Below are 19,246 nucleotides of genomic sequence, written 5' to 3'. Positions count from 1 at the left end.
CCGGCTCAGACCGACTTGATCGCCGAGATGTCGAAGGTCAGCCGGACCTTGTCGCTGACCACGACGCCACCGGTCTCCAGCGCGGCGTTCCAGGTCAGGCCCCAGTCGGAGCGCAGGATGTCGGCGCTGCCCTCGAAGCCGACGCGCTGGTTGCCGTAGGGGTCGGTGGCCGAGCCGTTGAATTCCAGGTCGATGGCGAGCGGCCGGGTGACGTCCTTGATGGTGAGGTCGCCGATGACGCGGTACTTGTCGCCGCCGAGCTGCTGGGCCTCGGTGGAGCGGAAGGTCATCAGCGGGAACCGCTCGGCGTCGAAGAAGTCGGCGCTGCGCAGATGGGCGTCGCGGTCGGCGATGCCGGTGTCCACGGACGCGATCCTCACCTCGATGACGGCGGAGGAGGCGGCGGGATCGGTGCCGTCGAGGGTGAGGGTGCCCTCGTGCTCGGCGAACGAGCCGCGGACGTTGGTGACCATGGCGTGGCGGACGGTGAATCCGATGCTGCTGTGGGCCGGGTCGATGGTGTAGGTGCCGGTGAGGGCGGCGAGGGCGGGGTCGACGGGGGCGGGGGCGGTGAGGGTGGTGGTGCCGCTGTTCTTGCGGGTGAAGATTCCCATGATGCTCGTGCTCCTTCGGCGGTTGGTTGAAGGTTCAACGAGATTGACTGTAGACCTATTCCGTTAAAGTTTCAACAACTCTGACGGCATGCCGCGCCGAGGCGGTGTCCGGAGCCGCCCGGAGGGGGCGGGGAGAGGGCGGGGGGCCCAGTACCGCGGGGGCCCTAGTACCGCGGTGGCACCGGCGCGGGTCCCAGCGTGGTGGTCCCCGGGGCGGCCCGGTGTCCCAGCCCCGTCCGGTACGCGTCGAGCGCCGCCTCCGTGCGCCCGGTCCGCCGCAGCAGATCGCCGAGGAGACGGCACAGGTCCGCCAGGTCGCCGGAGGCCCCGCTGCGCTCCAGGAGGCCGAGGGCGGTGACGTAGTGCTCCTCGGCCGTGTCGAGCTCGCCGCGCTCCTCGTGGATCAGCCCGAGCAGGCGGTGCGCGCCGCCCGCGTGGACCGCGCCGTGCCGGTCGCCCAGCTCGGGCGCGGGGTCCACGAGCGGGGTGAGCAGCGAGGCCGCCTCCTCGTGGCGGCCCAGGCGGCGCAGCACGTCGGCGAGTTCGACCTCGACCTGGCAGGTGAAGAGCGCGGCCCGTTTCGCCGCCAGCATGTCGCGGGCCGTGCGCAGCTCCCGCTCGGCCGCGTCCAGCTCCCCGCCCTGGGCGTGGACGTAGCCCCGCATCCAGTGGCAGTGCGCGAGATCGGTGCGCAGCCGCAGCTGGCGGTAGACCGCCTGGGCCTTGGCGAGGGAGGCGTCGGCGTCGGCCGTGCGGCCCTCGGCCAGGAAGGTGCGGGCGACCTGGCGGTGCATGCCCGCCACCAGGGCCGGATCGCAGACCTGCGGGGCGAGGGCGAGGGCCAGCTCGGCGGCGTGCGCGGCGCGGGCCTGGGCGCCCATGTCCAGATAGGGGCCGATGATCGCCGAGTAGAGGAGGACCAGGGACTCCGGGTCGTTGAGGCCCGAGGTGCCCAGCTCGTCGATGGTGGACTCCAGCAGGTAGCAGGCGTAGCGCAGCTCCCCGGCCAGGACGTGGGCGATGGCCCGGCCCCGGATCGCGCGCGCCCGGCGCGGCAGCGGCTCGTCCGCCTGATGGCGTTCGGCGGCCTCGAAGTGGCGTATCGCGTCGGGCAGTTCGCCGGTCTCCAGGGCGCACTCGCCCAGGCCCAGGAGGGCCTCGGCCTGTTCGGGGAGCAGGTCGTGCAGCTCGGCCTCGGTCAGCAGCCGGCGGTAGCGCACGGCGGCCTCGTCCGCGTCCCCGGTGGCCAGGAGCCGCTGGGCGTCGGTGAGTTCCAGGCGCAGTGCGGTGGCGAGGTGCGCGGGGCGGCCGGTGGCGAGCTCCTCGTAGGTGGTGCCCAGCCGGTCGGCGAGGTGGCGCAGCGCGGCCTCGGACGGCCTGACCTTCCCGGATTCCAGGGTGGACACATAGGCCGGGGTGTAGGCGGGCTCGGCCAACTGCCGCTGGGTGAGTCCCCGTTCGGCACGCAGTCGCTGCACCCGGCGGCCGATCACGGCAGGTTCGTCCATCGCGTCTCCCTCGTCCCAGGGCATTGCGCATGCCCCGCGCGCCCCCTAACTTAAGCGGACCGTTCAACAGATTTATCCGACCGCTTAACTTCCGTCACCGGGGGAGGATTTCATGCGCCCAGCCTTTCTGCGCAGAACCATAGCGGCGACCGGGCTCACCGGATCCGTCGTGGCCGCGTTCCTGTCCGTGCCCACCGAGGCCGCCGAGGCCGCCGACACGCCCGCGCCCCGGCCGCGCGTGGAGGTCGAGATACCCGGGCCGGAGGGCGGCGCGGTCGCCGGGTCCGGGCATGTGCGCGTTCCCGCGGCCGGTGCCGTGCGTTCCGGCGGCCGGCTCTCCGCGCGGGCCGCGGACGCCGACGGGCAGCTCGACGAGATCGTCGACAACGGGCCCAGCGCCGACCGGCTCGACGTGGTCATCGTGGGCGACGGCTACACCGTCGACCAGCAGGAGCAGTTCCACGCCGACGCCAAGGAGAAGTGGGGCGAGGTCACCGGCGTCGAGCCGTACACCACGTACCGGAACCTCTTCAACGTGTGGACCGTGGACGCCGTCTCCGCGCAGTCCGGTGTCTCCGGCGACCCCGCCCGGGGCGACGTGAAGAACACGGCGCTGGGCTCGTACTTCTGGTGCGACGGCATCGAGCGGCTGCTCTGCGTCGACCAGGACAAGGTGGACGCCTACGTCGCCAAGGCGCCGCAGGCCGACCTGGTGATCGTGCTCGCCAACAGCACGAAGTACGGCGGCGCCGGGTACAACGAGCCGAGCCAGAAGCTCGGTTACGAGGGCATCTCCACCGCGTCCGCCGGCAACGCCAAGTCCGGGCAGGTCGCCATCCACGAGACCGGGCACTCGCTGGGCAAGCTCGCCGACGAGTACTTCTACCCGGGCACGCCCGGCTACGAGCACTACTCCGGGCCCGAGGTCGCCGAGTCCAACATCTCCGTGCTGAGCGCCGAGCAGATGGCCGCGCAGCGCACCAAGTGGTACCGCTGGCTGGGCGAGACCTCGCCGGACGGCGGGACCGTGGGCACCTACGAGGGCGGCGGCTACTACGTCACCGGCCTCTCCCGGCCCACCGACAACTCCATCATGCGCATCCTCGGCAAGCCCTTCAGCCTGCCCGGCCGCGAGGCGATGATCGCCGGGTTCTACCGGCACGCCTCGATCGCCACGGCCGCCGTGCCGACCGCACGGACCCTGCGCGTCCACGACAAGGCGCGGGTGACCGTGCCCCGGCTGGTGGGCGCCGCGCAGCCGAGGATCCGCTGGTACCTGGACGGGCGGGAGCTCACCCGGTTCGAGGGGCGCACCTGGCTCGGGGTCGCCCAGGCCGTCCTCTCCCCGTGGGACCGGCGCACCCACCAGCTGAAGGTCACCGTCACCGACGGGACCGCGTCGGTGCGCGATCCCCAGGTGCGTGCCGGGCTGAGCGACTCCGTGGTGTGGAACGTACGTCGGTAAGCGCTTTCCGATTGGTGCGTCCGGGGCATTGAGGGCCCCGGGCGCACCGTGCTACACCAACGGCAGCGGTCTCCACCCCACCCCCCTCCGGGAGCCCCCGTGCCCTTGCTGCCGTCCCGACGCACCTTCCTGACCGTGGTGGGCGCAAGCGCTCTCACCCTGGCCGCCGTCCCCGAGGCGTCCGCCACCGAGGCGTCCGCCGCCGACGAGTTCGCCGTCCTGCGCGGGCGCTGGCGCGACCTCTCGCTCGGCACCGGCTTCGACGCGGGCGCCGAGCCGTACGCCTCCCGGCTCAGGGAGACCGGCGACCGCGCCCGCGCCTTCCGGGCCTCGATGGCCCCGGGCGACCACGGGCTCTGGCCGGACAGCCCCTTCGACCCGCCCGCCGGGATCACCCGCAGCTACAGCCGGCTGTGGACCATGGCCGAGGCCTTCCTCCAGCCCGCCACCGGCCTGACCGGCGACACCGCCCTGCTCGCCGACCTCCTCGCCGGACTCGACCACGTGGGGGCGACGGTCTACAACCCGTCCACCACGCGGTACGGCAACTGGTGGGAGTGGCAGATCGGCAGCCCCCGGCTGCTCACCGACCTCGTCAACGCGCTCTACGCGCACGTGGGCGAGGCACGCGTCCAGGCCGCCTGCGCCGCCGTCGACCACTTCGTGCCCGACTCGGTGTTCGCCGACTACTCGGGCACCTCCACCGGCGCCAACCGCGTCGACCTCTGCCGCTCGGTCGCCGTGCGCGGGGCGGTCGGCCGCGCCCCCGCCAAGCTCGCGCTGGCCCGCGACGCCCTCTCACCGGTCTTCCCGTACGTCACCCGGGGCGACGGCCTCTACGCCGACGGATCGTTCGTCCAGCACACCTCGATCGCCTACTCGGGTACGTACGGACAGGTGATGCTCGACGGGCTCGGGCGGCTCTTCACGCTGCTCGCCGGGACCAGCTGGGCCGTCACCGACCCCGCACGCCAGATCGTCCTCGACAGCGTGGAGCACGCCTACGCGCCGCTCATCCACAACGGGCTGGTCATGGACAGCGTCAACGGGCGGGCCGTGAGCCGGGGGTATCTGCGCGCGGACGACGCCCAGGTGATGCGGAGCGACCACTTCCACGGGGAGGGGCTCATGGCCGCCGTCGCCGTTCTCGCCCAGGGCGCCTCGCCGGCGGAACGGGCCCGGTGGCACGGGCTGATCAAGGGGTGGGCCGAGCGGGACCCCACGCACCCGGTGCTCGCCGCGCGGCAGTTCGGGGTCGCCGACCTCGCCCGGCTCCAGGCGGTGGTGGAGGGACCCGTGGCCGCGGCCCCCGAACCGGTCGGACACACCCTCTTCGCCGCCATGGACCGGGCCGTCCACCGGCGGCCCGGCTGGACCGCGAACATCGCCATGGCCTCGGACCGGATCTCGTACTACGAGTGCGGCAACGGCGAGAACCCGCGCGGCTGGCACACCGGCGCCGGAATGCTCTACTGGTGGCCCGGTGAGCAGGGCAACGACCAGTACACGGACTGGTTCTGGCCGACCGTGGACCCCTACCGGCTGCCGGGGACCACCGTGTCCACCCGGCGCCTCGCGGACCGCGAGGGCGGCGAGTGGGGCGCGTCCCGGCCCGCCGTGCGCTGGGTGGGCGGGGCGAACGACGGGGAGTTCGGGGCCGTCGGACAGCACCTGAAGGGCCTCGGCTCCACGCTCCAGGCGCGCAAGTCCTGGTTCTGCACGGCCGGGACGGTCATCTGCCTCGGCGCCGGGATCACCGCCACCGACGGCGTCCGGGTGGAGACGGTGGTCGACAACCGGAACCTGGGGGAGGGCGGGAGCGCCGTCTTCTCCCGGGACGGGGCCGCCCGGACCCGCTGGGCGCATCTGGAGGGGCACGGCGGCTGGGTCTTCCCCGGCGGCACCACCGCCCTGCACACCCTGCGCGAGGCCAGGACCGGGGCGTGGAGCGACATCAACACCACCAGCTCCACCGAGCGGCGCACCCGGACCTATCAGACGCTGTGGCTGGACCACGGGGTCGACCCGGCGGGCGCCTCCTACGGCTACCAGCTGATGCCGGGCGCCTCGCGGCAGACCGTGGCCGCCCGCGCCGCCGACTCCGGCTGGTTCACCGTCCTGGCCAACACCGCCGCCTGCCAGGCCGTCTCCGTCCCCTCACTCGGCCTCGTGTGCGCCAACTTCTGGCAGGCCGGGAGCGCGGGCCCGCTGTCGGCCACCGCCCCGGCGAGCGTGCTCGTACGGACCACGGGGGCGGCGGCCACGCTCCGGGTCAGCGAGCCGCCGCGCACCGGAGAGCCCTTCGAGGTGGTGTGGAGGCATGCCGTACGAGGGGTGTCCGGTGCCGATCCGTCCGTCGAGGTCCTGGCCGCCGATAAGGAGCTGCGGCTGCGGATCACCCCGGGCACGGTGGGCGCCTGCCATCGCTGTGATGTGACTCTCATCTGATCCGGTTGTTGGACCCCTACAACGCGGCACGGGTCTGAGCTGGCACTTCGCCTGCATCGCGGGATTGTTCTGTTCAGGGGTACCAGGAAAACGGTCCGGAGACTGTACAGAGTCGACGGCGGGAAATTCTTGGTCGGGTTCGTAGGGTCGATGCATGACCGTTGTGGACGAAACCCCGGGCGAGCCCAGTGACGCGCGTGGCCGTGTGGCCGAGCTGCTGGCCCTGCGCGAGCAGGCCCGGCGCGGGCCGAGCGAGCGCGCCACCGAGGCGCAGCACGCCAAGGGCAAGCTGACCGCGCGCGAGCGGATCGAGCTGCTGCTCGACCCGGGTTCGTTCAAGGAGGTCGAGCAGCTGCGCCGGCACCGCGCCACCGGCTTCGGCCTGGAGGCGAAGAAGCCGTACACGGACGGTGTCATCACCGGCTGGGGCACGGTCGAGGGCCGTACGGTCTTCGTCTACGCGCACGACTTCCGGATCTTCGGCGGCGCCCTCGGCGAGGCCCACGCCACCAAGATCCACAAGATCATGGACATGGCCATCGCGGCCGGTGCGCCCCTGGTCTCCCTCAACGACGGCGCCGGCGCCCGGATCCAGGAGGGCGTCAGCGCTCTCGCGGGCTACGGCGGCATCTTCCAGCGCAACACCCGGGCCTCCGGCGTCATCCCCCAGATCTCCGTGATGCTCGGCCCGTGCGCGGGCGGCGCGGCCTACAGCCCGGCCCTGACCGACTTCGTCTTCATGGTCCGCGAGACCTCGCAGATGTTCATCACCGGCCCGGACGTGGTCCGCGCGGTGACCGGCGAGGAGATCACGCAGAACGGGCTCGGCGGCGCGGACGTGCACGCCGAGACCTCGGGCGTGGCCCACTTCGCGTACGACGACGAGGAGACCTGCCTCGCCGAGGTGCGCTACCTGCTGTCGATGCTCCCGTCCAACAACCGGGAGAACCCCCCGTCGCACCCCAGCGAGGACCCGGCCGACCGGCGCGGCGACGTGCTGCTCGACCTGGTGCCCGCCGACGGCAACCGCCCGTACGACATGCACAAGGTGATCGAGGAGCTCGTCGACGACGGCGACTACCTGGAGATCCACGAGCGCTGGGCCCGCAACATCATCTGCGCGCTGGCCCGGCTCGACGGCCAGGTCGTGGGCATCGTGGCCAACCAGCCGCAGACGCTCGCGGGCGTCCTGGACATCGAGGCCTCGGAGAAGGCCGCCCGTTTCGTCCAGATGTGCGATGCTTTCAATATCCCGATCGTCACCCTTCTGGACGTTCCCGGCTTCCTGCCGGGCGTCGACCAGGAGCACGGTGGAATCATCCGGCACGGTGCCAAGCTGCTGTACGCGTACTGCAACGCCACCGTGCCCCGGATCTCGCTGATCCTGCGCAAGGCCTATGGAGGGGCGTACATCGTGATGGACTCCCAGTCCATCGGTGCCGACCTCACCTACGCGTGGCCCACCAACGAGATCGCGGTGATGGGCGCCGAAGGCGCCGCCAACGTCATCTTCCGCAAGCAGATCGCGGAGGCCGAGGACCCCGAGGCGATGCGCGTGCGCATGGTCAAGGAGTACAAGGCCGAGCTGATGCACCCGTACTACGCGGCCGAGCGCGGGCTGGTCGACGACGTCATCGACCCCGCCGAGACCCGCGAGGTGCTGATCGCCTCCCTGGCGATGCTGCGCACCAAGCACGCCGACCTGCCGTCCCGCAAGCACGGCAACCCGCCTCAGTAACGAGGAGCCCGAGTGAACACCCCGACTTCTTCCCCTTCCGTCCTCCGTGTGGAGAAGGGCGAGGCGGCGCCGGAGGAGCTGGCGGCCATCACGGCCGTCCTGCTCGCCCGCGCCGCCGCCCAGCCCGCCCCGGCCCCGTCCCGCGGCCGCGACACGGCCGGCTGGCGCCGCCTGGAGCGCACCCCCGGCTTCCGGACCGCGCACTCCTGGCAGGGCTAGCGCTTCGCTGGGGGCGGTGACTTCGTCTGCGGGCCGGTGGGGGGCCGGTCGCGCAGTTCCCCGCGCCCCTCAAAAGCGAAAGGCCCCGGCCGCTCCTTACGGAGCGGCCGGGGCCTTTCGCGCATGGCCGTGCGGTACGGGGCGACCACCAGGGGCGCGGGGAACTGCGCGACCAGCCACCACCGGCCCGCAGACGAACGACTGCGCTTCCAGCGCGAAAGGCCCCGCCGCTCCTCTCGGAGTGGGGGGCCTTCCGTGTCGTACAGGGGCAGGGCCTACCGCAGGCGTGCCATCAGCGCGTGCTCGACCAGGGTGATCAGCGCGCTCTTCGCGTCCGCGCGGTGGCGGGCGTCGGTGGTGATGATCGGGGTGTCGGGGCCGATCTGGAGGGCCTCGCGGACCTCGTCGGGGGTGTACGGCTGGTGGCCGTCGAAGCCGTTGAGGGCGATGACGAACGGCAGGCCGCTGTTCTCGAAGTAGTCGACGGCCGGGAAGCAGTCGGCGAGACGGCGGGTGTCCACCAGCACCACGGCGCCGATGGCGCCGCGGACCAGGTCGTCCCACATGAACCAGAAGCGGTCCTGGCCGGGGGTGCCGAACAGGTACAGGATCAGGTCCTGGTCGAGCGTGATGCGGCCGAAGTCCATCGCGACCGTGGTGGTCGTCTTGTCGCCCGTGTGCGTGAGGTCGTCGATGCCCGCGGAAGCGGACGTCATGACGGCCTCGGTACGCAGGGGGTTGATCTCCGAGACCGCGCCGACGAACGTGGTCTTGCCCACGCCGAAGCCGCCCGCCACCACGATCTTCGCGGAAGTAGTGGAGCGGGCAGCACCGCCGCTAGAGCTTGCGAAGTCCACTGAGCACCCTTTCGAGCAGTGTCACATCTGGCTGGCCGCCGGCGGACTCGTCGCCGCCGGGCTGGTGGATGGCGACAAGTCCGGCCTCCGCCAGGTCGGCGACGAGGATTCGGGCAACGCCGAGGGGGATGGAGAGGAGTGCCGAGATCTCGGCGACCGACTTGATCTCACGGCACAGTTGGCAGATCCGCTGGTGCTCGGGCAACTGCCCTTGCAGCCGGGCGGGTTCCGCCGTGGTGTGCACCAGCGCCTCGATGGCGAGCTGGTAGCGCGGCCGGGTGCGGCCGCCGGTCATGGCGTACGGACGCACCAGGGGGTTGTGCGTGCCGCCCGCCGGGGAAGGCTGGGGGGTCTGCCGCGGCTGCACCGGCTCGATGCGGGGCTGCGGCGGCTGGTCGTACGGGCCCGGCCGGCGGTGGGGCTGCTGGTACGTGTGCTGGCCCTGGCCGCTTCTGCTGGGGGCGGAGGGAAAGTTGAACCGGTTCTGCCCGTGCTCACCCTGAGACTGCTGTCCACCGTTGTATGGGTGTCCGCCTGGGGGTGTTGTCACGTTTCCTCCTCCGACTGCCGGTCGCCCGTTCCTGTGGGACCGCGCCACCGCACCTTATGGCGCGGTGGCGAGAAACGCACTGCCTGACTGGTAGTTGAGAACGGGAAGTTCACAACTAATTAAGGAGACTGCCCTGGAGTTCCGCGCGCAGGTCCGGGGTGAGGACGGTGCCCGCGCGGTCGACAAGGAGAGCCATCTCATAGCCCACGAGACCGATGTCGGCCTCGGGATGGGCGAGTACGGCGAGCGAGGACCCGTCCGAGATGGACATGATGAAGAGGAAGCCGCGCTCCATCTCCACGACCGTCTGGTTGACGGCGCCGCCCTCGAAGATCCGGGAGGCGCCCGCGGTCAGGGACGTCAGTCCGGAGGCAACAGCCGCCAGCTGATCGGCCCGGTCCCGGGGGAAGCCTTCGGACATCGCCAGCAGGAGTCCGTCGGCGGAGACCACCACCGTGTGGGACACCCCGGGGGTGTTGTCCACGAAGTTGGTGATCAACCAGTTCAGATTCTGCGCCGCCTGGCTCATCGGGCTCACACTAACGCTCCTGGTTGTAGGTGTTACTGGTGTCCGACCCCGCGCTGCGGCCCTGTTGGACACCGCGGCGCAGGTTGCTCAACCTGCCGCGGACGTCCTCCGGAGCGCGGGAGACCTGTGGGCCGCCCTGCGGGGTCTGCTCGGCCGCGCCCTCGACCAGATTGGCCTTGGGCACCCGCCGGGGAAGCCCGGAGGGGGTGACCCCGCCGGCCTTCGGCTCACGCAGCTTCTCGGCCCGCGTCCAGCGCTCGTCGTTGGTCGAACGCCAGTCGCCGGTGGGCTCGTCGGCGGTGGACGCGACGCCGTTCGCGGCTCCGGAACCGGTGCCGTTCACGGCCGCGTTCGCGGATCCGTTCACGGACGCGGGCCCGGTGCCGGTGCGGGCGTCGCCACCGTCGGGGCGCCGCTGCTCGGGCCGCTGCGGTTCGGACTTGTGCTGCGGCTCCTGGGCGGCGGGCTGCCAGTTCTGCTGGCCGCTGCCGCGCCTGGGCAGACCGGCGCCGGTCAGCTCGTGGGCGGAGGCCGGGGTGGGGCCCGGCCGGTCGAAGCCTACGCGGTCGCGGCCGTCGCCGGGAACGTCCGGAGCGGATTCCGCTTCCTCGTTCCCCTGCGGGTAGTCGGCCGTGTAGGAGTCCTGGTACGAGCCGTTCCGCTGCCACTCGCCCTGGTGGGGGGTGTCGCCGTAACCGCCGTCGTACTGCGGACCGTCGGCCGCGGGCGCCTGGTAGGCGGCCTCCGCATAGCCCTGGTCCCGGTAGTCGTTCTGCTGCTGTCCGTAGGACTCCTGCGGGTAGGCGCCGGGGTAGTCCTGCGCGTAACCCTGCTGTCCCTCGAACTGGTTGTCGTACGAGGTCTGCTGTCCGTTGTAGGACTCCTCGTACGGGGCCTCGTAGGACTGCCCGCCGCCGTAGTTCTCGTCGTACGCGGCGCCCTGCTGCACACCGTCGACCTCGTCGCGGTAGAGCGGACGGTCGCCGCCCTGCGCCTGGGCCTCCAGGGCCGCGCGGCGCTCCTCGCGCATCAGCGAGCGGTTGACCGGGTCGAGCTGGAGGCCCTCGCCCTGCTCGCCCGTCTCGTAGCGCGAGTCGTCGAAGCCGAGCTCGGCGGCGGTGCGCATGGCCGGGGCCGGGGCCTGGTACTCCTGCTGCTCCGGGATGATCTGCGAGACCGTGAAGTCGTCGCCGGGCGCCGCCTCGCCACCGCCACCGTGGGTGATCGCGTCCGGGAGCATGACCAGCGAGGTGGTGCCCGCCTGCTCGCCGGAGGGGCGCAGCTGGACGCGGATGCCGTGGCGGTCGGCGAGCCGGCCGACCACGAACAGGCCCATGCGCTGGGAGACGGCGGCGTCCACGGTCGGCGGGTTGGCCAGCTTGTGGTTGATGTCCGCGAAGTCCTCGGCGGTGAGGCCGATGCCCTTGTCGTGGATCTCGACCATGACGCGGCCGTCGGGGAGCCGGGTCGCGGTGACCCGGACCTTGGTCTGCGGCGAGGAGAACGTGGTGGCGTTCTCCAGGAGCTCGGCGAGCAGGTGCACGAGGTCGGTCACGGCCTGGCCGTGGATCTCGCTCTCCGGCACGCCGGACAGCTCGATGCGCTCGTACGACTCCACCTCGGAGGAGGCGGCGCGCAGCACGTCGACCAGCGGGACCGGCTGGTTCCAGCGGCGGCCCGGCTCCTCGCCGGCGAGGACCAGGAGGTTCTCGCCGTTGCGGCGCATACGGGTCGCGAGGTGGTCCAGCTTGAAGAGGCTCTCCAGCTGGTCCGGGTCGGCCTCGTTGTTCTCCAGGTCCGTGATGAGGGTCAGCTGGCCCTCGATCAGGGACTGGTTGCGGCGCGACAGGTTGGTGAAGATCGCGTTGACGTTGCCCCGCAGGAGGGCCTGCTCGGCGGCGAGCCGGACGGCCTCGCGGTGGACCTGGTCGAAGGCGCGGGCGACCTCGCCGATCTCGTCCGTGGAGGTGATCGGGATGGGCTCGACGCGGGTGTCGACCCGGCCGGGCTCGGTCCGCGAGAGCTGGTCGACGAGCATCGGCAGTCGGGTTTCGGCCACCTCGAAGGCGGCGGAACGCAGCCGGCGCATCGAGCGGCTCATCTGGCGGGCCACCATGCCGGCCAGGATGAAGGCGGCGAGCAGCGAGACCACGACGATCGCGCCGTTGATGTACGCGGAGGTCTTGGCGTCGTCGGCGATCTGGCCGGCCTCGTCCACCGCCTTGGTGACCAGGTCCTGCTCGATCTCGGTGTAGCCGTCGAACTTGGCGGTGGAGGCGGCCATCCAGGCCTCGGCGTTGATGCCCTGGGCCTTGAGCTGCTTGGCGCTCTGGCCCTCGCCGATCGCGGCGGCCATGCTGTTGAAGGGCGAGCCGTCGCGGGCCGGGGCGGCGCCGATGCGCGGGCCGTCGTCGGCCTGCTGGCGCACCGCGGGAAGGTCCTTGGCGGCCTGGGCGGCCTTGGCCTCCATGACCTGCTTCAGGTGCGCGCTGTCCGCGTCCGTACCACCGGCGTCGAACTCGCCGAGGGCGATGAACTCCAGGTAGTTGTACGAGTTGAACGCCTTGACCTGCATCTGGAAGGTCTTGGTGTCCTCGCTCGGCCGGAGGATGAGGTGCAGGCCGATGGAGCGCTGGAGCGACTCCGCGGCCTTGGCGAGGTCGACCGCGTAGACCATGCGGCCGTAGCTGGTGATGTTGCCGGTGCCCAGACCGAGCTCGTTGGAGAACGTGCTCAGGTAGTGGGGGATCTGGGTGTAGCCCTCTTCGGTCAGCACCGGGTTCTTCGCCTCGACGCCCTTGGCGTAGGCGGTCTTGCGCAGCGCGTCGAGGTTCTTCTCGGCGTCGCGGACCTTGGCCAGGCGGCGCTTGAGGCTCGCCGTGTCCGGCATGCCCTGCACTTCCTGGTCGAACTTGGCGCGGGCCGCGTCCGAGGTCGCGATGGCCTTGGCGATGACCTCGCTGTCGCGCTTGTTCTGGAGCAGGGGCTGAGCGGTGAGGTCACGCTCGTTGAGCAGGGCCTGGCCGTACTCCGAGGCGGCGCGCACGATCTGCGCCGTCTTCTCGGCGTCCCGCGCGTCGCGCCAGGTGGATATGGAGTTCTTGACCTCGAAGCCGCCCATGACGAGGCCGACGAGGGCGGGGATGAGGAGGATGGCGTTCAGACGGGCGGCCACCCGCCAGTTGCGCGGCGAGAACTTGCTCCGGCTCCCCGTGTCGGGACCGGCGGTCTGTCCCGCGCCCGCTCCCCCGGAGGGGGTCGGGTGCTCGTCCGGCGTCGCCGCACTGCGCTGCGGCGGGGTGAAGTTGCCCCGCGCCTGCTGCGTCGCGGAGCTCGTCGTGCTTCGCCTCACTCGACCAACAACCTCTCGGCGCCGGCACCTCTCGCGGTGTGCCTTTAAATGTTCTGAGCCGTACTACTCGGGAGTTCGTCGAATTCCAGCACGCCAGAGGGGTCCGTTCCAAACAGCTGGAATCCGGGGTTCCGAGTGGCACACGCCTCAGATAAAACGGGCATAAAGAGCGAGCCCCGCCAAAAGGCGGGGCCAATGTGAGCACAGTGACACCACGCGAACGCGGCGGGTGGCCGCGCCCGGGGAATTCTCTGTCGAAATGTTATGAACACAGGGGCGGATCGTGTCAAAGGACACAGTCCGCCCCCGTTCTCCTACGACAACTGCCGTATACGACTTCCTACTTGAGTCGTGCCATCAGTGCGTGCTCGACCAGGGTGATCAGCGCGCTCTTCGCGTCGCCGCGGTGGCGGGCGTCGGTGGTGATGATCGGGGTGTCGGGGCCGATCTGGAGGGCCTCGCGGACCTCGTCGGGGGTGTACGGCTGGTGGCCGTCGAAGCCGTTGAGGGCGATCACGAACGGCAGGCCGCTGTTCTCGAAGTAGTCGACGGCCGGGAAGCAGTCGGCGAGACGGCGGGTGTCCACCAGCACCACGGCGCCGATGGCGCCGCGGACCAGGTCGTCCCACATGAACCAGAAGCGGTCCTGGCCCGGCGTACCGAAGAGGTACAGGATCAGGTCCTGGTCGAGCGTGATGCGGCCGAAGTCCATGGCCACCGTCGTGGTGGTCTTGTCCCCGGTGTGGGTCAGGTCGTCGATGCCCGCGGAAGCGGACGTCATGACGGCCTCGGTGCGCAGCGGGTTGATCTCCGAGACGGCCCCGACGAACGTGGTCTTGCCCACGCCGAAGCCGCCCGCCACCACGATCTTCGCGGACGTGGTGGAGCGGGCGGCACCGCCGCTAGAGCTTGCGAAGTCCACTGAGCACCCTTTCGAGCAGCGTCACATCCGGCGTGCCGCCGGCCTCTCCATTGCCCGGCTGGTGGATGGCCACCATGCCGGCCTCCGCCAGGTCGGCGACAAGAATCCGGGCCACACCGAGCGGCATCTGCAGCAGCGCCGAGACCTCCGCCACCGACTTGACCTCGCGGCACAGGTGGCAGATCCGCTGGTGCTCCGGGAGGAGCGTGGCCAGGTGCGCCGGGTCCGCGGTCGTGCTGACCAGCGCCTCGATGGCCAGCTGGTAGCGCGGCCGGGTCCGGCCGCCCGTCATGGCGTACGGGCGGACCAGCGGCTGGTCGCCTTCACTGTCGTAGTGCGCGTCGTGCAGAGCGCCGTACGAATCGTGTGAGGCGGGTGGCGGGGTCATTGATCCTCCGGGCGGGACAGCAGGGACAGCGAGTGTCTTCGAGCCGTCTGATGTGGCCGGTGGGGGGCGGGGCGCGGCCGGACGGTGGTTTCTGACTGAGTGGGGGGCCTCAGTGGAGCAGGCTCCCCTGGAGCTCCGCTCGCAGGTCCGGGGTGAGGACGGAGCCGGCGCGGTCGACCAGGAGGGCCATCTCGTAACCGACCAGGCCGATGTCGCACTCGGGGTGGGCGAGCACGGCCAGCGAGGAGCCGTCGGAGACGGACATGAGGAAGAGGAAGCCGCGCTCCATCTCCACCACGGTCTGGGCGACGGTGCCGCCCTCGAAGATCCGGGACGCACCCGCGGTCAGCGAGGTGAGGCCGGACGCCACGGCCGCGAGCTGGTCGGCCCGGTCCCGCGGGAATCCTTCGGACATGGCAAGCAGCAGGCCGTCGGCGGAGACCACCACCGTGTGGGACACCCCGGGGGTGTTGTCCACGAAGTTGGTGATCAACCAGTTCAGATTCTGCGCCGCCTGGCTCATCTGACTCAACTATCGCTCCTGCTGGTGAGTGGGGTCCATCGAGAAACTGCCGGTCGACGGGCCGTTGCCGGCCTGCCGCCCCTGCTGGATACCCCGGCGGAGATTGGTCAGCCGACCGCGCACATCGTCGGGCGCGCGCGAGACCTGGGGGCCTGCCTGGTTCTGCTGCTGCTGTGCGGTACCCGCGACCAGGTTGGCACGCGGTACCCGCTTGGGCAGACCGGAAGTGGTGACACCGCCGGCGGCGGGCTTGCGGGCCCGCTCGGCCTGGCGGACGAGTTCGTCGTTGGGCGAGGGCCGCCAGCTGCCGTTGCCAGCCGCGCCGCCCGCGTCCCGCTGCCCGGGCGCCGGACGGCGCTCGGGGCTCTGCGGAGCCGCGGCCGGGGGCTGCGCCGGACGCAGGCCCTGGGGCCCGCCCTGACCGGCCTGGCCCGGGTGACCCTGGCCCTGCTGGGAAGCGGGCTGACCCGGCTGCTGACCGTCCTGACCGCCCTGGCCGTGGAACCAGTTGGTCTCCAGGGTGTCATACAGCGGCGTACGTCCGTCACCGGCGTGGGGCGCCGGCGGCAGGGCCTCGGGCTGCGACTGCTGCGGCGGGGACCCGGCACCCGGACGCCGGTTGCCCTGGGGCTGCTGCGGCGCCTGGTACTGCTGGGGCTGCTGTTGCTGCTGCTGCTGCTGCTGCGGGGGACGGGGCGCGTCGAAGTCCGGCCGGGCGAACTCCGAGGTGGCCGCGGGCCCCTGGCGGTCGTCCATCGGCGGACGGGCGTACTGGCCGGTGTTCTGGCCGGCGCCGGGAGCGCCGCCCTGACCCTGGCCCGGGTTCTGGCCGTACGCGCCGGGGCGCTCGAACTGGCCGGTCGCCTGCGGCGGCAGGGCCGCGGGGTCCTGGGAGCCCTGCGGGGCGCCGAAGACGTCCGGGCGCACGAACTGGCCGGTGGACTGCGGCGACGGGGGCCCGTCCTGGCGGCCGGGCGGCGGCCCGTCGAAGTCGGGGCGGGCGAACTCGGCCGTGGAGCCGGGGCCCTGGCGCTCGTCGAGCTGCGGCCGGGGGTACTGGCCGGTGTGCTGCTCGCTCTCCTCGTGACCGCGCGGTCCGTCCTGTGCCTGCTGCTCGTTGCCCCAGCTCGCGGCCTGCGGGCGCTGCGGGGCGCCGCCGCCGGGCAGCTCGGCGCGCGGGGCGCCGCCCTGCGGGGGCTGCGGGCGGTCGCCGCGGCGCGGGGCCGGCGGCTGCTGGGCCGGGATGCCGGTGCCGAAGGCGCCGACCTGGCCGAAGCCGCCCTGGTTCTGGCCCTGGCGGGGCTGCGGGGCGCCGCCGTCGCGCGGGGGCAGAGCGGCACGGGGACCCGCGCCCCCGGCCACCGCACCGCGCGGGGCGCCCGTGCCGAGCCGTCCGCCGCCACCGGGGCCGCCGGCCGGGCCGCTGCCGAGCGCACCGGCCAGACCCGCGCGGGCACCGGGGCCCGGGGTCACGCCGGGGCGGCCCGCGCCGGGGCCCGAGGGGCCCTGGCCCTGGGGGCCGCCGGGCTTGCCGGGAGCCTTCTTGCCGCCCTGGGCGACGTCGACGGGCAGCATGACGAGCGCCGTCGTACCGCCGGAGTCCGAGGGGCGCAGCTGGATGCGGATGCCGTGACGCAGGGAGAGGCGGCCGACCACGAACAGACCCATGCGGCGCGAGACCGAGACGTCCACGGTCGGCGGCGAGGCGAGCCGCTCGTTGATCGCGGCGAGGTCCTCGGGGGAGAGGCCGATGCCGGTGTCGTGGATCTCGACGAGCACCCGGCCGTCGGGCAGGGCGTGACCGGTGACGCGGACCTTGGTCTGCGGCGAGGAAAACGAGGTGGCGTTCTCCAGCAGCTCGGCGAGCAGGTGCACGAGGTCGTTGACCACGCGGCCGGCGACGTCGGTCGCGGGCACGGCGGCCAGTTCGATGCGCTCGTACTGCTCCACCTCGGAGGCGGCGGCGCGGAGCACGTCGACCAGCGGGACCGGGCGGGTCCAGCGCCGGCCGGGCTCCTCACCGGCGAGGACGAGGAGGTTCTCGCCGTTCCGGCGCATACGGGTCGCGAGGTGGTCGAGCTTGAAGAGCGAGGAGAGCTGGTCCGGGTCGGCCTCGCGGGACTCCAGCTCGGAGATGAGCGAGAGCTGGCGCTGGATGAGGCCCTGGGAGCGGCGCGAGAGGTTGGTGAACATCGCGTTGACGTTGCCTCGCAGCAGCGCCTGCTCGGCGGCGAGGCGGACGGCCTCGCGGTGCACGTCGTCGAAGGCCGCGGCCACCTGGCCGATCTCGTCCCGGGAGTGCACGCCGACCGACTCCACGGACGTGTCGACGTCCTGCGGGTCGGACTCGGAGAGCTGCTTGACGAGCTCGGGCAGCCGGTCCTGGGCGACCCGGGTGGCGGTGTCCTGGAGGCGCCGCAGCGAGCGGATCATGGACCGGGCCACGACGAACGCGCCGACCAGCGAGACGCCGAGGACGATGAGGATCAGGGCACCGTTGAGGATCGCGTCCCGCTGCGACTGGTCGCGCAGCTCGCGGGCCTTCTGCTCCATCTCGCCGAGCAGGGTCTGCTCGATCGTCTTCATCTGGTTGATCTTGTTGGAGTCCTGGTCGTACCAGTCGAGGTACGAGCGCCTGGTCTCCGTGGCGAGGCCGCCCTTGAGGACGCGCTGGGAGTACGCGTTGGCCGCGGTGATCTCCGTGTTGCCCTTGTCGAGCGGGGCCATCAGCTCTTCGGGGTTGCCGTGGTTGCTCTCGTAGACGATCGAGAACGACGACAGCTCCTGGCGCTCGCCGTCCGCCGCGGACTTGGCGTAGAGGCGGTCGGACTCGGCGAGGGTGCCGGTCTTGTCCTTGGTCGCGGGGAGCGCGGCGGCGATGATCGCGCGCTGGATGGAGGCGTACTCCTTGGCGGAGGAGAACGCGGCCAGCGCACGGGTGCGCTTGATCATCTCCGGGTTGGAGGTGGCCTGCGCCATGTCCTGGGAGAGGCTGAGCAGACCGCGGATGAGGCGGCTGTAGCCCTCGACGGTCTGGGAGTCCGAGACGTCGCCGCGGTAGGCGCTCTTGCGGATGTTGTCGAGGTCCTGGAGCTGGATCGCGATGGCCGTGACGTTACGGCGGATCGACTCCAGGGCGTCGTCGTTGTCCGGGTTGTCGACGTCCTGGGTGGCCGTCATGAACGACTGCTTGACCCGGTCGGTGGTGGACTTGGCCGTCTGGACCATGTCCGCGCCGGTGTCGGTGGCCAGCGGGCCCGCCGACTTGTCGCGCTCCTCCTGGAGCGCGGCGGCCAGCTCGGTGGCCTGCTTGGTCATGTCGGTGAGCAGCTGCATGTGGTCCAGCTGCTTCATGTCGTTCATCGACTCGTTGATGCGCAGCCCGCCGAGGGTGGTCGCGGCGACCACGGGCAGGGTCAGCAGCGCGACCAGTCGGGTGGAGATGCGCCAGTTGCGCAGGGCTATTCGCGACCCGGTGTCCACGGCCGGCTTCGGCTTGGGCGCGGCCGAGGGCTTCTCGCCGCCCGCGGCGGAGCGGCCCGTGGGGCCGGAGGGGCCGGCCTTGTCGTCACCGCCCGGCGAAGGAGCCGACGGATTCTGGGTGGCCCGGGGGTTCTGGGCGTGCTGGGGCGAGGAACTGACTGATGTGGGGCCAGTCCCGCCGTGCGGCTCCTGCTCCGCCGCAGCGCTGCCATCCCTCTTGAAACGTCCCTGCACTAGCGTCGCAACCTCTGGACCAGGCGTCCCCCGCTCTGAACGGAAGGGACGGTGTCGGCGTCGTGGGGCAAGTGTGCGCCCCATGTGTTGGTCGTGAGTGACCGGCGCTTGTTGGTCTCCCCCTCCCCGCCGCCACTCGGCGCTGCGTTGCGCCCCTGCGCGCCGGTCAGTGACCCGCGGCGGTGCGTGGAATTCCAGCACAGTGCCGGATCTCCAACAAGGCCCGTGTACCGGGCTGTGACCTGAGTGACACATTGTGATGAACGAGTCACGAGCCGTAGAAACTGGGCACGGATGAATCGGACTTTTGCCCACGAGTCGCTTACGTGGGAGGTGCTACCCAGTCGCCATGATCAAGAGCGGAATGGAGGGTTCAGTGGTGCAATGTCCGATTGGTCGGGCCGAGTTGACGGGGC

The 19,246-nt window shown here is 71.7% G+C and carries 14 protein-coding genes; 4 read left to right on the top strand and 10 right to left on the bottom strand.

Features of this window, described 5'->3' with window-relative positions; genetic code table 11:
• Positions 1–5: 5 nt before the first annotated feature.
• Positions 6–614, bottom strand: a complete 609-nt coding sequence (locus tag AC069K_RS05005) for a YceI family protein (RefSeq protein ID WP_478612187.1) — start codon at positions 612–614, stop codon at positions 6–8.
• Between the two features lie 164 nt (positions 615–778).
• Positions 779–2,122: a helix-turn-helix domain-containing protein gene (locus tag AC069K_RS05000; protein WP_478612185.1), complete on the bottom strand. Its 1,344-nt coding sequence runs from the start codon at positions 2,120–2,122 to the stop codon at positions 779–781.
• A 112-nt stretch (positions 2,123–2,234) separates the two neighbouring features.
• Here AC069K_RS05000 and AC069K_RS04995 point away from each other — a divergent pair, with 112 nt between their 5' ends.
• The 4 genes from AC069K_RS04995 to AC069K_RS04980 all read left to right on the top strand — a co-directional run bounded on the left by AC069K_RS04995 (position 2,235) and on the right by AC069K_RS04980 (position 7,992).
• Complete coding sequence (locus AC069K_RS04995; RefSeq protein WP_478612183.1) at positions 2,235–3,587, top strand: M64 family metallopeptidase; 1,353 nt, start codon at positions 2,235–2,237, stop codon at positions 3,585–3,587.
• Positions 3,588–3,692: 105 nt separating this feature from the next.
• Entirely contained in the window at positions 3,693–6,035 is a 2,343-nt protein-coding gene (locus tag AC069K_RS04990) for a polysaccharide lyase 8 family protein (RefSeq protein WP_478613280.1), read from the top strand.
• A gap of 154 nt (positions 6,036–6,189) precedes the next feature.
• On the top strand, positions 6,190–7,773 hold the full coding sequence (locus AC069K_RS04985; RefSeq protein WP_365113970.1) for an acyl-CoA carboxylase subunit beta: 1,584 nt from the start codon (positions 6,190–6,192) through the stop codon (positions 7,771–7,773).
• A 12-nt stretch (positions 7,774–7,785) separates the two neighbouring features.
• A complete protein-coding gene (locus AC069K_RS04980; RefSeq protein WP_358990263.1) occupies positions 7,786–7,992 on the top strand; it encodes an acyl-CoA carboxylase subunit epsilon in 207 nt (68 codons plus the stop codon).
• A gap of 275 nt (positions 7,993–8,267) precedes the next feature.
• On the opposite strand, the gene AC069K_RS04975 is transcribed toward AC069K_RS04980, so the two are convergent.
• From AC069K_RS04975 to AC069K_RS04940, 8 genes are all read right to left on the bottom strand, one after another.
• Positions 8,268–8,849, bottom strand: coding sequence for a GTP-binding protein (locus AC069K_RS04975; RefSeq protein WP_069978110.1), 582 nt, complete (start codon positions 8,847–8,849; stop codon positions 8,268–8,270).
• On the bottom strand, positions 8,830–9,399 hold the full coding sequence (locus AC069K_RS04970; RefSeq protein ID WP_365107007.1) for a DUF742 domain-containing protein: 570 nt from the start codon (positions 9,397–9,399) through the stop codon (positions 8,830–8,832). Before AC069K_RS04970 ends, AC069K_RS04975 begins: the two co-directional genes overlap by 20 nt.
• Positions 9,400–9,514: 115 nt before the next feature.
• On the bottom strand, positions 9,515–9,928 hold the full coding sequence (locus tag AC069K_RS04965; RefSeq protein ID WP_026057603.1) for a roadblock/LC7 domain-containing protein: 414 nt from the start codon (positions 9,926–9,928) through the stop codon (positions 9,515–9,517).
• A gap of 10 nt (positions 9,929–9,938) precedes the next feature.
• Complete coding sequence (locus tag AC069K_RS04960) at positions 9,939–13,280, bottom strand: nitrate- and nitrite sensing domain-containing protein (RefSeq protein ID WP_478612179.1); 3,342 nt, start codon at positions 13,278–13,280, stop codon at positions 9,939–9,941.
• Positions 13,281–13,620: 340 nt separating this feature from the next.
• The gene (locus AC069K_RS04955; protein WP_358837020.1) at positions 13,621–14,202 is read right to left on the bottom strand and encodes a GTP-binding protein; all 582 of its coding nucleotides are present in this window, start codon (positions 14,200–14,202) and stop codon (positions 13,621–13,623) included.
• A complete protein-coding gene (locus AC069K_RS04950) occupies positions 14,183–14,590 on the bottom strand; it encodes a DUF742 domain-containing protein (protein ID WP_067164662.1) in 408 nt (135 codons plus the stop codon). The genes AC069K_RS04955 and AC069K_RS04950 overlap by 20 nt, the downstream gene beginning before the upstream one ends.
• Positions 14,591–14,699: 109 nt before the next feature.
• Positions 14,700–15,113: a roadblock/LC7 domain-containing protein gene (locus AC069K_RS04945; RefSeq protein ID WP_067164664.1), complete on the bottom strand. Its 414-nt coding sequence runs from the start codon at positions 15,111–15,113 to the stop codon at positions 14,700–14,702.
• Between the two features lie 9 nt (positions 15,114–15,122).
• Positions 15,123–18,830 (bottom strand): sensor histidine kinase, encoded by a 3,708-nt coding sequence (locus AC069K_RS04940; protein WP_478612176.1) that lies wholly within the window; start codon positions 18,828–18,830, stop codon positions 15,123–15,125.
• Positions 18,831–19,246: the final 416 nt, after the last annotated feature.

Source organism: Streptomyces sp. NPDC043908, from assembly GCF_056435525.1.
This window is presented reverse-complemented; position numbering and strand designations above follow the sequence as displayed.